Origin of the sequence: Sphingobium aromaticiconvertens, assembly GCF_037154075.1 — a bacterium.
In the GTDB taxonomy this organism is placed as follows: domain Bacteria; phylum Pseudomonadota; class Alphaproteobacteria; order Sphingomonadales; family Sphingomonadaceae; genus Sphingobium; species Sphingobium aromaticiconvertens.
Genome location: NZ_JBANRJ010000001.1, coordinates 3977965 through 3992678 on the forward strand (window position 1 = coordinate 3977965; position 14714 = coordinate 3992678).

Genomic DNA, 14714 nt, shown 5'->3' on the forward strand with positions numbered 1-14714 from the left:
TGTTGGCTCTCCAGTTCCAGGAAATGGTAAGGCGCACGTCTGCGGGCGATTTCGATCTCCTTTGTCGAAAAACAGAGATCGCGTGCATTGGCGATGAACCGCTGCCGGTTCGCGTCGGCGTTGGATAGTCGCGGTACCCGCTGTCCCGTCGCGGTGCAGCGGGTGCGAGCCGATCATCTCGTAATAGCGGATCATCCGCTGCGAGACCCCCCTCACCTTCCAGGCCTCGCCTATGTTCATAGCCGCTGCCGGTTGAGCCGAAGCGCGTTGGTCACTACGCTGACCGACGAGAGCGCCATGGCGGCCGCCGCGATCATCGGCGACAGCAGGATACCGAAGAGCGGATAGAGCAGCCCCGCCGCGACCGGTATCCCCGCTGCATTGTAGATGAACGCGAAGACGAGATTCTGGCGGATATTGGACATGGTCGCCTGGCTGAGCCGACGCGCACGCACGATCCCCATCAGGTCGCCCTTGAGGAGCGTGATGCCCGCGCTCTCGATCGCCACGTCGGTGCCCGACGCCATCGCGATCCCCACCTCGGCGGCAGCGAGCGCGGGCGCATCGTTGACGCCATCGCCGGCCATCGCGACCGTGCGGCCTTCGTGCTTCAGGCGCGCCACCACCGCGCTCTTGCGGTCGGGGAGCACATCGGCCTCGACCTCGTCGATGCCGAGCGCCCGCGCCACGGCTTCGGCCGTCGTGCGATTGTCGCCGGTCAGCATGACGACGCGGATCCCCTCGGCCCGCAAGGCGCTGAGCGCCTCGGGCGTCGTCGTCTTGATCGGGTCGGCAATCGCCAGCACACCGGCGACAATGCCGTCGAGACCCGCGAAGATGGCCGTAGCGCCTTCACGCCGCAAGGCGTCAGCCTGTGCGGCCAGCGGCGCGGTATCGACGCCATGTTCTTTCAGAAAGGCGGCATTGCCCAACAGCACACGCCTGCCCTCGACGGTGCCGAGCGCGCCCTTGCCGGTTGGGGAGTCGAAGTCGGCCACCTCGGGAATGACGATCGGGCGACTGACTGCAGCCTCGACGATGGCGCGCGCCAGCGGATGCTCGGACGCACGCTCCACACCAGCGGCCAGCCGCAGTAACTCGTCCTCCCCAACGCCCTCGGCAGCTATGACCTTCGTTACCGAGGGATGCCCCTCGGTTAGCGTTCCGGTCTTGTCGACGACCAGCGTGTCGACCTTTTCCATCCGTTCGAGCGCCTCGGCATTCTTGATCAGCACGCCGAGACCCGCGCCGCGACCGACGCCGACCATGATCGACATCGGCGTTGCGAGGCCCAGCGCGCATGGGCAGGCGATGATGAGCACCGCCACAGCCGCGACCAGACCATAGGCAAAGCGCGGCTCCGGTCCCCAGATTGCCCAGCCGGCGAAGGCGAGCACCGCGATCGCCAGCACCGCAGGCACGAACCAGCCGGCAACTTGATCGGCCATGCGCTGGATCGGCGCGCGCGAGCGCTGTGCCGCGGCGACCATCTGGACGATCCGCGCCAGCATCGTGTCGCGCCCTACCTTGTCGGCCCGGATGATGAGAGCCCCAGTCTGGTTGAGCGTGCCGCCGATCACCTTGTCACCAATGACCTTTGTTACGGGCATCGACTCACCGGTGACCATCGACTCGTCGAGCGAGGAACGACCATCCTCGACCACGCCATCTACCGGGACCTTTTCCCCAGGCCGCACGCGCAGCCGATCGCCAACGGAAATCTGGTCGACGCCGACCTCTTCGTCACTGCCGTTTGCGGCGATGCGTCGCGCAGTCTTGGGCGTAAGATTGAGCAGAGCCTTGATCGCGCCTGATGTGCGCTCGCGAGCGCGCAGCTCGAGCACCTGCCCGAGCAGCACCAGCACGGTGATGACCGCGGCCGCCTCGAAATAGATGGCGACCGTCCCGTCCGGCGATCGAAACGCCGATGGAAAGGCGCCGGGCGCGAGCGTTGCGACAATGCTGTAGGTCCAGGCGATCCCCGTCCCCATCGCGATCAGGGTGAACATGTTGAGGTTGCAGGTCCGAAGCGACGCCCAGCCGCGCTCGAAGAACGGCCAGCCAGCCCACAGCACCACCGGGGTCGCCAGCACGAGCTGAATCCATGCCGAGATTCGCATCGGCACCAGATGATGCAGCGCCGGGAAGACATGGCCGCCCATCTCGAGGACGAACACCGGCGACGTCAGCGCAAGAGCGATCCAAAAACGCCGCGTCATGTTGGCGAGTTCAGGACTTGGCCCAATATCCGCCGTTACCAAAGCTGGCTCGAGCGTCATCCCGCAGATCGGACAATTGCCAGGATGATCCTGCCGCATTTCCGGGTGCATCGGGCATGTCCAGATCGTACTCGGCGCGGCATCGTGAGCGGTGGACGTTGCCTGGGCCGCATAATGGTCGGGATCGGCCACGAACTTGCTTCGGCAAGTCGCGCTACAGAAGTGCCAGATCTTGCCAGCATGATCGGCGTGGTGGGCGATCTTTTCCGGATCGACCGTCATCCCGCAGATTGGGTCTTTAGGCAGTGCATGATCCGCCTGCGATTGCCCATGACTATGAAGGTCGTGCTGCATCAATCTGCTCCTGTGGCAACGCCGCTGCATATGAGGTTTGATACTATGTCAGGGTCAAGAGCTGCTGGCGGTCGGCATCCGGTCGACGACAAGGCCATAACAAACGGAAGAGCCCACCGGTCTCCGTTACATTACCTATAGAAGTGGGCGGGGCGGCGGGAGACCATGCGGACAACTCCTCGAAGGATTCGTTCCATGCCATCCAACCTCAAGATCCTGTCTCTCTGTGCGGCATTGATCAGTATGCCGGCTCTCGCCCAGACCGATCCCCATGCCGGACATCATCCTCCAGTCGTGCCGCCTGCAACGGCGCTGACCGCCGACCGGACCAAGACCGATCCGGACTGTCCGATGATGCGGGTGCAAGGGACATCCGGCGGCACGATGCCCTCGACTCCGCCGCAGGGAGGCTCCGAGAAGATGCACGGTGGCAGAATGATGATGGACAAGTGCATGGAGGGAGGACATCGACCCGCCAAGGGTACGGCAACACCTCCGACGCCTCCGTCCGAATAGCGATCCGAGCCAGAATGTATATTCGACCGCGCCAGCCAGGAGGTCCACGATATGGGCGTTTACCGGCACTTCGGGCTAATGCTCCTGCTAACCATTGGTTCGGCAGTCCTCTTCTATTTCGGTCGGGAGCATTGGGGACACATCTTCGGCTTCCTGCCTTATGCGCTGTTCCTTGCCTGTCCGCTGATGCACCTGTTCATGCACCATAACCGTCATCACCGACACAGTGCAGGATCAGTAGCCGAGGCTGGGTTTCCTCCACACCGTCCATAGAAGATAGCCCGCTGTCAGCTGGATCCGTTAACTTGCATCTCTCCGGAGCGCTCGGCAGGCCGCGTGAAGGCATGTCTGCAGAGACTAGGATGCGATGTTGGGCCGGCCTTTGAAACACTTCCCCTGGAAATAGGCGCCTTCGGGCTGAACCCAAACGCCCGTCAGGCGATGACGAGGTCGAGGAGCGTTCGTACAGGGGATTTCCCGAAATGCTACGCGCGGAAGACCAGGCGGTCAGATATGTCTGATACGCCTTGCATTTCGAATATGACGCACTGATAAGCAGCGCAATGGATTCCGGGAATGTCCTCCTGCTTGCGGCGGCGGACCATGATCACATAGCCAGTGTTGCGCTGATCTGCACTGCGTGAATGATCGAATATCCCTCTCCAACATTCGATATGCAGGGAACTATGCTATTCCCGCGCTGGAAGAGCCGGGATTATTGCCTCATCTAGTGCTCAAGAGCTGCGCAGGGCGCGCCAGCAACCGTCGCCTCCTGTGGAATTAGGACGCCAAGGCAATGCGGCGAGCCAGAAGACACCGGACTTCGCGCGTCTCGCCTTCAGAGGGAAAGGGGATTCCGTCCCCGGGGTGTTCTGCGCCATCGACCGTGATGCGCGCGTCGCCTGAAGCAAGCCCATCTGGGTTTTCGACCCGGATATGCAGACTTCCCGCCGCCCTGGTGATCGTTGCCTCGAAGAATTTCCACCCCGCAGGCAGGCACGGCGCGAGATGCAGTCTGCCTTCCACCAGCCGCAGCCCCAATATGTCCTCGACCGCCAGTCGCCATGTCCAGCCGGCCGCGCCCGTATACCAGCTCCAGCCGCCGCGGCCGACATGCGGCGGCGTCCCGGCCACATCCGCCGCCAGCACATAAGGCTCGGTTCGATAACGCGCGATGTCTTCGGCCGAGCAGGTCTGGTTGATGGGGTTGATGCGCTCGAAGACCCGCATCGCGCCCTCGGCATCGCCAAGCCGGGCAAATGCGATGCCGAGCCAGGCGGCGGCATGCGTGTACTGACCGCCATTTTCCCGGATGCCGGGTGGATAGGCCTTGATATAGCCGGGGTCGCGTGGCGTGACGTCGAAGGGTGGCGAGAGAAGTCGGACCAGCCGATCATCGTCACGGACCAGATGCTGCTGGGCCGCAGCCATGGCGCGCGCGATCCGCTCTGGACTGCCGGCGCCCGACAGCACCGCCCAGGATTGAGCAATCGAATCGATCTGGCACTCGCTGTCCGAGGCCGAACCCCAGGTGCGGCCGTCGTCGTCGAAAGCCCGCAAGTACCATTCGCCATCCCAGGCGGATTCTTCGGCCGCCTTGGCGAGCGCCGTCGCACGGGGTTTCCAGTGTTGAATCAGATCGTTGCGCTGCAGCCGGCCGCAAAGGCCAACGAACCCGTCCATCGTGGCGATCAGGAACCATGCCAGCCAGACGCTTTCGCCCCGTCCCTGCTCGCCCACGCGGTTCATGCCGTCATTCCAGTCGCCGGCCCCCATCAGCGGCAGCCCATGAGCCCCGAGCCGATGACCGCATTGGAGCGCACGCTCGCAATGCTCGAACAGGGATCGGCGTTCATCCGTGATATCAAATCGCGCATAGCGATCGGCCTCGTCCCCGGCCAGCGGGGGACCGCGCAGGAACGGCACCTCTTCCGCGAGAATGCCGACGTCGCCCGTGGCCTCCACATAGGCGGCAGTGACAAAAGGCAGCCAGAGCAGGTCGTCCGAGCAATGCGTCCGGACACCCCGATCCAGCGGCGGATGCCACCAGTGGAGGACGTCGCCCTCCTCGAACTGGTGGGCAGCGGCCGCGAGAATGTGCCGTCGCGCCAGATCGGGATCGGCATGAAGCAAGGCGAGCACGTCTTGTAGCTGGTCGCGATAGCCGAAGGCGCCGCCGGCCTGATAGAAACCCGCACGTGCCCGCAGACGCGCACTAATTGTCTGGTAGGGGAGCCATCTGTTGACCAGCATGTCGAACGCAGGATCCGGCGTCTTCACCTTGACGGCGCCCAGACGCCTGTCCCAATCATCCTGGCATTGCTGGAAGGCACGCTCCACCTCAGCGTTATCCTGCCACCGCAGCGCCAGCTTTCGGGCGTGGGCACGGTGATCCCCCTGCCCCAGTACGAATACGACCTCGGTGGCTTGCCCGGCGGCGATATCGAGATGGACCTGCAAGGCGCTGCAGCAATCCACGCCGACTGACTGCTGGCGACCGCCCAGATCCCAGTTCAGCAGCGCTTCGGGCCGGCGTGAATCGCCATCGCCGCCTATAAAATCCCGTCGCGACGTCGTCAGGCTGTGCGGTGGATGGCTGCTTGTCAGGAAAGCCGTCCGCTCGCCGAATTCTTCGTTCCACGGGTTGTTTGCCATCAGTGCATGGACTTCGGCATCATAATGCGCGGTCCGCAGCGGGGCCGGTTCGCCGTGAACCGCGCCCAGCAGCCATTCGGCATAATAGGTCGCCGTGATCCGGCGGGCATGGGGCAACAGGTTGCGAAGCCTCAGCCGGACGATCTTGACCGGATCGTCGACGGGGACGAACACCTGAAGTTCCTGTTCGAGGCCTTCGCTGCTGCTCTCCCAGCTCGTATAGCCCGCGCCATGTCGGATTCGGCAGGCGGTTCCGGCCCCGGCGGGCTGCGGCGTCGGGGTCCACAGATGCGCGTTTTCCTCGTCACGCAGATACAGGATCTCGGTCTGCGGATCCCGAACGGGATCGTTGCTCCATGGGGTCAGACGGTTTTCGCCGCTGTTGATCGCCCAGGTGAAACCGAGACCGGCCTCGGTGACGATGGTGCCAAAGCCGTCATTGGCGAGGACGTTCGACCAGGGCGCGGGGGTGGTCTCACCCGGCGCGAGGTGGATCACATAGGTCTCGCCTTCCGGCGTGAACCCGCCGCGACCATTGTCGAACGCCAGCTCCTTGAGCGGGAGCAAGCCCAAACCGGCGCTTGGCGACGCCCCGGTGCTGCCCACCGGCTCGAAGCGCGGGCTCCGAAGCTGGGGAGATTCGGCGCGCGCGAGTTGGTCGCCGAGCGCACCCGCCGCTTCGTCGAGCACGATCCGCGCGGCGCGTTCCAGAAATTGGGCGCGATCGGTGTCGCCGTGCCCGATCCCCACGAGGTGGATTCCGCCATTTTGCCCGAGCTGCTCCTGCACGCCCGCCTCGCGGAGGAGCTCGATCAACCGCTCGCGCACCGGCTCAAGATAGCCCGCTGCCCCTTCGTGCATCATCACGAGATCGATCGCGATGCCCCGCCTCCGCCACAGCTGCTGGGCTGCCGCGAGAAACCGTAGCAGGGCGGTTCGCTGGCCGTCGCCTGCGCGCACCAGCAGAATGGGATGATCGCCCGATATTCCAAGCGCCCAGAGATCGCCTCTGCCATGATGGTCGGCGACAAGCGCATTCTGCATGCCGGGAGATGACTGAACGGGCTGGAGCAACGCGGACAGCAACATCTGCGCGTCCCGCACGCGGTCGGGGCCAAGTCCGAGTTGATGCATCTCACGCGCCGCATCCGCCACGGCGTCATTCATGGCCCATTCGAGTGCCGTCAAAGTCGCATAGCGCTCGGCGATCTCCAGAGCGGATTCCCGTGAGCCCGCTACGATCGTGACGAAGGCGAGTTCGCGTCTACCGTGCGGCGGAAGCTCCAGCTCGGCGCGCATCGCCAGGATCGGATCGAGGGTCCAGCCGGTCGTGCCATTGAGTTCATCGGAGTGCATCGCGGCGGGGTTCGCCTGATCACCGTGGCGCTTCAAGAAGGCCGCGCGATCGGTTTCGACGCCCCGCGGCGTGAAGCCCTTGTCGTCGGCGATGATCCGGTGAAGCAGCACGGGGGGATGATCGCCCGCATCGCGTGGTCGGCGCGTGAACAGCAGGCCGTTCGCACCCGGAAGCAGTTCGCTGCCGACGAAGAGCTTGCTGAAGGCCGGGTGGCGCGCGCCGTCGAGCGGCGGCGCGAGCATGACCTCGGCATAGCTCGTGAAGTCGAGCGTTCGCGGCCGGTCGCTCTCGTTGACGACAGTGACCCGGCGGATCTCCAGATCGTCCCCGTGCGGGATGCCGACAGCCATAGTCAGAGCGATGTCGTGATCCCGACGATGATATTCGACCTGGTGCGCCTGAAAGAGTATGCGCGCCTCGGTCGCCGGCGCGCGCACCGGCTCCGGCGTCGCCGACCAGAGCGCGCCGGTGTCCCGATCGCGGACATAGATCCAGAGCCCGGCGTCGCCAGGGATCCGATCGGGGCGGGTGAGCGCATAACGCTGCCAGTAGAGCCCCCCTCCCCCATTCGCCGCCAGTCGACTGGTCAGACGGCCATTGCCGATCGCATGCAGCGCAGTGGAACCGCCGATGGAGCCAGGGTTCCAAGGCTGGAGACGGGGGATCGCGCCTTCGGCGACCGGTTGCAGCTCGCGGAGTTCGATGCGCGAAATCTCGGGCGGGAGTTCCCAGGGAATGCGTTCGTTGAGGAGGAGGTCGATCGTGCGGATATGGGGGTCGGCGTGGAACCAGCGGACGAACATATCGCCGCACAGCGCATTGCCGAGAGCGGCCATACTCATTCCGTGATGGTGCGCCATATAGGATCGGACGATCGCGAAGCGCTCTCCTTCCGGCACGCGCTCGGTTGTGAAGTCGGCGGCCTCATAGAAGCCGTATCGCCCGAGCATGCCCAGCCCCGCGAGATCACGAAGGTTACGGACTGCCAAGACCGTTCGCGCAGCGAGTGCGAGCACAGTCGCATAGGGGGCCACCACCAGATCGCGCGCAAGCCCACGGCGCAAGCCCAGCCCCGGGACGCCGAACGCATGGTAGCGATACACGCGATCGGAACCCATCGAGGCGAAGGAGGATTCGGATATGCCCCAGGGGATGCCATGCTTGGCCGCGTAGGCATGCTGAAGATCGACGGCGGTCCGGTCGCTTTGGCCGAGAAGTGTTGCGGGATCGCTGCGCAGGAACAGGTTTGGCATGAGATATTCGAACATCGAGCCGTTCCACGAGACCAGCGACAGGCCCGAGGCCTTCTTCGTGATCGGGCGACCGAGGAAGAACCAATGCTCGGGAGGCACATCGCCCTTGGCGATGGCAAAGAAGCTCGCGAGCCTCGCCTCGCTCGCCAGCAGGTCATAATGGTGCTGATCGATGCGGTCGGCGGTGACATTGTAGCCGATATGGAACAGCCGGCTGCTCATATCGAACAGCAAGGCGAAATCCATGCCATGGGCCCAGGCGCCCGCTCGCCGGGCGATGCCATCCAGCTGGTCGCGCATGGTCTTGTGGGCATCCGCAGCGCGGGCGAGAGCCGAACCGAGCTCTTCCGCCCAGCTCCTTGCTTCGGAAGGATCGAGGGAGCCGCCGAATGCGTCCAGCAGCGCGCTTGCCTCCTCGCACGCGGCCTTGACTTCGGCAGGCATGCGCTCGCCCGCGAGCATGGGGCCGATCCGGGCGGCGATGTCGGCGCAATCGGCGGGCGGGCGCGTCAACAACGGCAGCCACGGGAGGAACATCTGCACGTCGCGGCGCATGCTGCGCAGATGATGATCGACCCGCTCGAGCCACAGCTGAACGTCGCGGATCACGTTCGTCGGGAGTGTCCCCGCGTTGGCGATGCCATTGCGGATCCTTTCCTGCAGCTCGGGGCAGTCCCGATCGCAGAGCGCGTCCAGCCGGTCGCCCCAGCAGGCGCTGTCGTCCCGCGCCGCAGTTGCGGCGTCCCGCATCGCCGCAACAAGAGTACGACAGGCATGATCCGGGTCGGCGCGATCGGCCGCAAGCGCGCCGACAAGCAGATCGAGGGTGTCGTCGAGACCGGACCATAATGCAGGGGAAAGCACGGGGGCTCGAACAGCATCGCGGCACGCCTCGTTCACGACGACAAGACTGACGGCCAGATTGCCGCTGTCGACCGTGGAGACGTAGCGCGGCTCGAGCGGCTGCAATGTACGGGTATCATACCAGTTGAGCATATGTCCCCGGTAGCGATCGAGCCGGTCGAGCGCGTCCAGCGCATTACGCAGTCGCATCTCGAGATCGGTCACGCCGATATGCCCCAGCTTCCATGCCGTCAGCGTGGAGAGCAGCATCATGCCGACATTGGTCGGCGACGTCCGATGGGCGATCTCCTCCTCGGGCGGCTCCTGGTAATTGTCGGGCGGCAGCCAGTTGTCCTCCGGCCTCACGAAGGTTTCGAAGAACAACCATGTCCGCCGTGCGATGCTGCGCAGGAACAGACGGTCTTCGGCGCCCAGCGTCTCGACCGAGGAGCGGCGCGGACGGCTTATCCGGTACGCGATTTCAGGCGCCAGCACCCACAGCATCAGTAGCGGCGCGGCGGGCAGGAGGGCCGCAGCATGTGCCAGCACCAGCCCCGAGCCGACTGCAAGCGCGAATGCGGGTGACACCCACATCTCGCGCCAGGCGGCCCGCCGCGGATCGAGCGCGGCAAAATGCGCTGTCGTGTGCGCTGCAGACGTCCACTCCAGCAGTCCACGCCCGGTGCCTAGCCGCCAGAGCGTGATCAGTATCGCATTGAGCGCGATGGCGGCATCGCTTATCAGGAAGGCGATCGACAGCGCCCATCGTCCCAGTTCATCGCCCAGCCGTCGCAGGACACCCTGGAGAACGCCGCGCCGGCGGCCGCGCGCGAGACCGGTGACGACGTCGGTGAACAGATAGGCTGCCGGCGCGACGATGGCGAGCGATGTCCATATCCAGGGGTTGCCGCCCAGGATGAACCATCCGCCAAGCAGCAGGGCGACAAGGCTGGGCGGCACGAGGCTGCGGCGCAGATTGTCGAAGATCTTGAGCCGGTCGAACCAGGTGAGGCGGTTGTGAAGGCGCGTTCCCGCGCGGCCCGGCACCAGCGGAAGCAGCCAGGGCAGCAGCTGCCAATCGCCGCGCACCCAGCGGTGCCAGCGCCGGCGGTAATCGAGATAGCCGGAAGGAAAGCCCTCATAGACGATGATGTCGCTGGCGAGCGCCGCGCGACCATGCAGCCCTTCGAACAGGTCATGGCTGAGCAGGTTGTTTTCGGGTATCCGTCCCTCGACACTGCGCTCGAAGGCGGCGACTTCATAGATGCCTTTGCCGACGAATATGCCTGAGCCGAACAGGTCCTGGTAGACGTCGGATACGGCGCGTGAATAGATGTCGATCGCGGTGTCGCCGCCGAAGTAGCGCGTGAACAGCGATCGTCCGCTGGTTTCAGGTGCGATCTCGACCCGCGGCTGGAGGATCGTGTAGCCGCTTGCCACCCGCCCGGTGCGCGGATCGAAACGAGCCTTGTTGAGCGGATGGGCGAGCGTCGCCACCATCCGATTGACTACGCCCGTCGGCAGGCGGGTATCGGCGTCCGCGGTCACGACGAACCGAACCTCGCGAAGTGCTTCGATGCGGCCGGCGGTGCGTGAAAAAGGGCTGAGGTCGCCGCGCAGGATATAGCCGTTGAATTGCTCCAGCTTTCCGCGTTTGCGTTCCCATCCCATCCAGACCGACTGGGCGGGATTGTAGAGCCGCGGCCGGTGCAGCATATGGAAAGGGCCGCGGCCCGCGCCGCCATAGGTCTCGTTGAGGCGCTTCACGCCATTTTCCAGCGCGGCCTCGACATCCGCATCGCCAGGAAGGCTGTCGTTGTCGGCATCGGCATGGTCGCTCAGCAGAACGAACTGCAGCCTTGGATCGGGATTGCCGAGATAGTGACCTTCCAGCCGCTGGAGGAGCGCCGCCACGTCCGCCGGATGCGCGACAAGCACCGGCATCACGACCGCTGTCCGGCAATCGTCGGCGATACCCCTCTCGAAATCGAGCTTTGGAAGCACCCGGGGCGACACGAGCAGCGTCGCGATCCAGTTGACGAACGTGACGCTCAGGATGGTCGCCGGCAGCGTGGTGAGCGCGATACCTAGGAGCCACCTCATGGCGGTCGCCTCGACCAGCGCCAGGTAAAGCGCCGGAACGACAAAGCTGACGAATCCGGCCAGAAACAGCGACGCCGTATAAAGCGCCGCGGGATAGCGCAGAAGCCTGCGGCCTATCGATTCCAGCGCCAGCGGCCGCACGTCGATCGCATCCTCGAACGCCGGCCGGCCCTCGCCGACCAGCCAGTAGCCGACATGATCGGCCGGCACGTCGTCATTGGCCCGGCATTGAACGAGCAGGCGTTCGGCGACATCCAACTCTGGCAGGCCGCCATGGTCCGACAGTTGCTCGATTGCATGCCGGTAACGGTCGCGCGTGTCGAAATCCATGTGCGGATAGACCTTGGCAGGGTCGAGCCGCAGGATCGCCTCGACGCGGCTTGTCCGGTCGAAAAAGTCCTTCCACTGGATCGTCGAGATCACTGCGAGGTTAGCGATCGCACGCGAAACGCATTCGGTATCGTCCGCTGCGGCGGATTTGGCGGCATCGGGCCCCACCTCGAACGGCGGCGCCACATCCGGGAATATGCGTCCGAAGCCGGTTACCAGAAGCTCGAGGCAGGCTAGGCGCAGCATGGCCGGAAACGCCCAGAGCTCGGCAATGCTCAGCGGCTCTTCATCCTGATAGCGTTCGATGAACGGGATCGCGGTATTGAGCGATATCTGCAGATGCGACGCGTGGAGCAGCCCATGGGCCAGGGCATAGATGCGAGGCAGGCCCTTCGCCGCCTCACCCGCGAGGCCGGGCAGGCGCCGGTAGAACTGGGCCGGCATATCCTCCTTGATCTGGAGGATTGCGCGTTGAACGTGATAATCGTTGTCGAGCAGCCATTCGGCCGCCGAGCTGCTTTGCGGCTCCGCGGCGCCAGCGGCGATCCGGGCCATACTCAGCCATGCACGCAATGCCGGCAGCTGCGACCAGGTTGTCAGCGGCGCCGCTCTGCGGGCCAAGCCCACAAGACGGTGACGGCGCGCAAGCTCGTGCGCAGCGGCGACTATCGGGTCCGCATCCTCGACATCCGCCATTCTCAGACCGGACCTACGGCCGGGAGGCGCGCATTCTGGACATTCGCCAGCACCATCGGCTCCACTGCAGTCACGGATGGACGAACGATCAGCATCGGCACGGGCGAATGGGTCATGAGGTAGGCGGCGACGCTGCCATAGGGAACGTCCATGTGATGGCGGCCGCCATGGCCGCGCGCCGACAGCACGACGAGGTCGGCCGCTTCGGCGCGGATCAACCCGGCCAGAGCAGCGCGAACATCCTCGCTGCGCATCGAGATCGCCCGAACTGTCAGCCCCATGGCCGCCACATATGTCCGAACATGGTCGAGATAGGCGCGCGCCGTCGCTTCATTTCGTTCGACAACATGCCGTTGGAGTTCGAGATCGCGAGGCTCGAGCGGCCTGGTTTCAGTGAGTTCCGGCGTCGGGACGACGTGCGCGAGGATCAGTTCCGCTTGCGCCGATTTCGCAAGCCGGGCCGCGAGCGGGATGACGCTTTCGGCCCAGGTCGATCCATCCACGGGCACAAGGATGCGCCGATAGCTCGGCGCCGGCGCGACGGAGGCCGCGATCGGGACCAGCAGGATCGAACCGGGCGCCCGCTCGAGAACATTATGGGCCGTGCCGCCAATGCCTTTCTGGCTTGCGCCATTCTCGCCCTGAGTGCCAAGTACGAGAAGGCAATCGGGCTGTCCGCAGGTGAATCGGCAGATTTCCTCGGCAGTTGCACCTTCTGCAAGTTTGATCTCGGCGATGGTAGTCGAGGGCTCGGGAGCGGCTGCCAGTTTCCCCAGAGTGCGTCTCGCCTCGTGCCGGCGAAGATCCCATTCGATCGGGTCAGGCCGCATCTCCTTTGCCGGCTGGCCTTCCAGCACCTGCAGCAGCGTTACCGGAACCTCGAGCGCCTGGGCGATCGCAAATGCATGGGAAACGACGCCGGCCGCGTGCTCGGATCGATCCAGGCACGCGACGACGTGACAGGTTCCCGCTTGCGTGTCGGCGCGGCCTGGGAAGAGTGCGTTCGATGTCGACATATTCCGGCCTCCTGTTGTCTTACGCGGCATTTTTCCGTGCGCCCTAACACAGGGCCACCACGCCCAGCGCCAGGCGTTCGAGGACAAGCCCGAAGCTCGTTGCGACGCCGCAATTTCTGATGGCGGCCACGGTGACCGATCCGGAAGAGACTCGAAATAGGTGTATCTACGGAGTCATGGCGCGTGCCGTCCGCCTCGAACAGCACGACTCGCCAGTCCCGATGAGGCGTGAAAGCAATCTGTCCAACAGCCACTCCTGATCGAAGGACCCAAGGACGGCCAACGGCTCAATCCGCGCAAGCGGCTTTCCTGGATCGCGGGTCAACAATGCTGCCGAAAATCCGATTCTCAGTTCGTATGCCGCACACGTCCGCTCAGCATCCCGTCAATAGAATTGGATCATGTGCGGAGCGCCTGCTGTGCTTGGGTGCCACCGGATATTCTCACGGCGCGGCTAGTGCGCCAGCAGCAGCGGAACGGACGTGTCGGACAGGAGGTCGCGGGTCACCCCGCCGAGCACCGTCTCACGCAGCCGAGAGTGCCCGTAGGCTCCCATAACGAGAGAAGATGCCGCCAGTTCTCCCGCTGCGTCCAAAAGCGTCTGCGCGATCGTGCGCGCCTCTTGGGGCCATTCGTGCAACTGAGAACCTATGCCATGCCGGGCGAGATATCGGCTCGCGTCCATCGGTGGAAAATCGTTGTTATCGCTTGAGATGTTGACGATGTGGACTTCGCTCGCCACCCGCAGGAAGGAAAGCGTCAGACGCAGGCTGTGCGCGGCTTCGATCGATCCGTTCCAGGCCATGACGACCGGCCCGCTGGCGTTGAAGCTGGTCGTGCCCGGGGGCACGACCAGCACCGGCGCGCGCGCGTGAAGGGCCACGTCGGCGACGATCGGCAGAGGCTCCGGCGTGTCATCCTGCCCCTTGTACTGGCGGCTCAAGATCAGGACGTCGGCCAGGCGCCCGCGGCTCACCAGCGCATCGGCGGCATTTCCATCGGCATGCTCCCAATCCCAGGAGATATCCTCGCTTTTCAGTCGCTGCTCGATGCGTTCTCGCTCCTCATCGTCGCGCGCCTGAAGGGCCTCAAGCAGTTGCGAAGAGGCATAAAGGCCGCCGAAGGGGTCGCCGACGACATAGCTGTTGAACGGAGTGACCTGGACGCAGGTGATATGTGACTGGTGGGCGCGCGCAAGGTCCAGCGCCACGGCAAGCCGCTCCGTCTGTCCGTGATCGTCATGGATATGCAGAAGTATCGATTTCACCACGCCCTCCTCGTTTTCGCTACGATCCCGTTTGAAATCGCACGCTAGAGGTTAGGGCGGCGCGGATAACTAGGGGATAATACCAATCCCGGGACGGTGCCGATC

At 64.6% G+C, this 14714-nt stretch carries 6 protein-coding genes; 2 read left to right on the forward strand and 4 right to left on the reverse strand.

What is annotated here, in order from left to right; genetic code table 11:
• Positions 1–236 precede the first annotated feature (236 nt).
• Entirely contained in the window at positions 237–2573 is a 2337-nt protein-coding gene (locus WFR25_RS19100; protein ID WP_336972938.1) for a heavy metal translocating P-type ATPase, read from the reverse strand.
• 195 nt (positions 2574–2768) lie between these two features.
• Here WFR25_RS19100 and WFR25_RS19105 point away from each other — a divergent pair, with 195 nt between their 5' ends.
• Complete coding sequence (locus tag WFR25_RS19105) at positions 2769–3089, forward strand: hypothetical protein (protein WP_336972940.1); 321 nt, start codon at positions 2769–2771, stop codon at positions 3087–3089.
• 78 nt (positions 3090–3167) lie between these two features.
• A complete protein-coding gene (locus WFR25_RS26660; protein WP_419723215.1) occupies positions 3168–3362 on the forward strand; it encodes a DUF2933 domain-containing protein in 195 nt (64 codons plus the stop codon).
• Positions 3363–3869: 507 nt separating this feature from the next.
• On the opposite strand, the gene WFR25_RS19110 is transcribed toward WFR25_RS26660, so the two are convergent.
• The 3 genes from WFR25_RS19110 to WFR25_RS19120 form a co-directional block, all read right to left on the reverse strand.
• Positions 3870–12185, reverse strand: coding sequence for a glycoside hydrolase family 94 protein (locus WFR25_RS19110; protein WP_336972942.1), 8316 nt, complete (start codon positions 12183–12185; stop codon positions 3870–3872).
• A 143-nt stretch (positions 12186–12328) separates the two neighbouring features.
• Positions 12329–13429, reverse strand: coding sequence for a universal stress protein (locus WFR25_RS19115; protein ID WP_336972943.1), 1101 nt, complete (start codon positions 13427–13429; stop codon positions 12329–12331).
• Positions 13430–13796: 367 nt separating this feature from the next.
• Positions 13797–14609, reverse strand: a complete 813-nt coding sequence (locus WFR25_RS19120; protein ID WP_336972944.1) for a universal stress protein — start codon at positions 14607–14609, stop codon at positions 13797–13799.
• Positions 14610–14714: the final 105 nt, after the last annotated feature.

Excerpts from the sequence above, each read along its gene's own strand:
- WFR25_RS26660 (WP_419723215.1), top strand. The coding sequence starts at position 3,168 with ATGCTCCTGCTAACCATTGGTTCGGCAGTCCTCTTCTATTTCGGTCGG.
- WFR25_RS19110 (WP_336972942.1), bottom strand. The coding sequence starts at position 12,185 with ATGGCCCGGATCGCCGCTGGCGCCGCGGAGCCGCAAAGCAGCTCGGCG.
- WFR25_RS19105 (WP_336972940.1), top strand. The coding sequence starts at position 2,769 with ATGCCATCCAACCTCAAGATCCTGTCTCTCTGTGCGGCATTGATCAGT.
- WFR25_RS19100 (WP_336972938.1), bottom strand. The coding sequence starts at position 2,573 with ATGCAGCACGACCTTCATAGTCATGGGCAATCGCAGGCGGATCATGCA.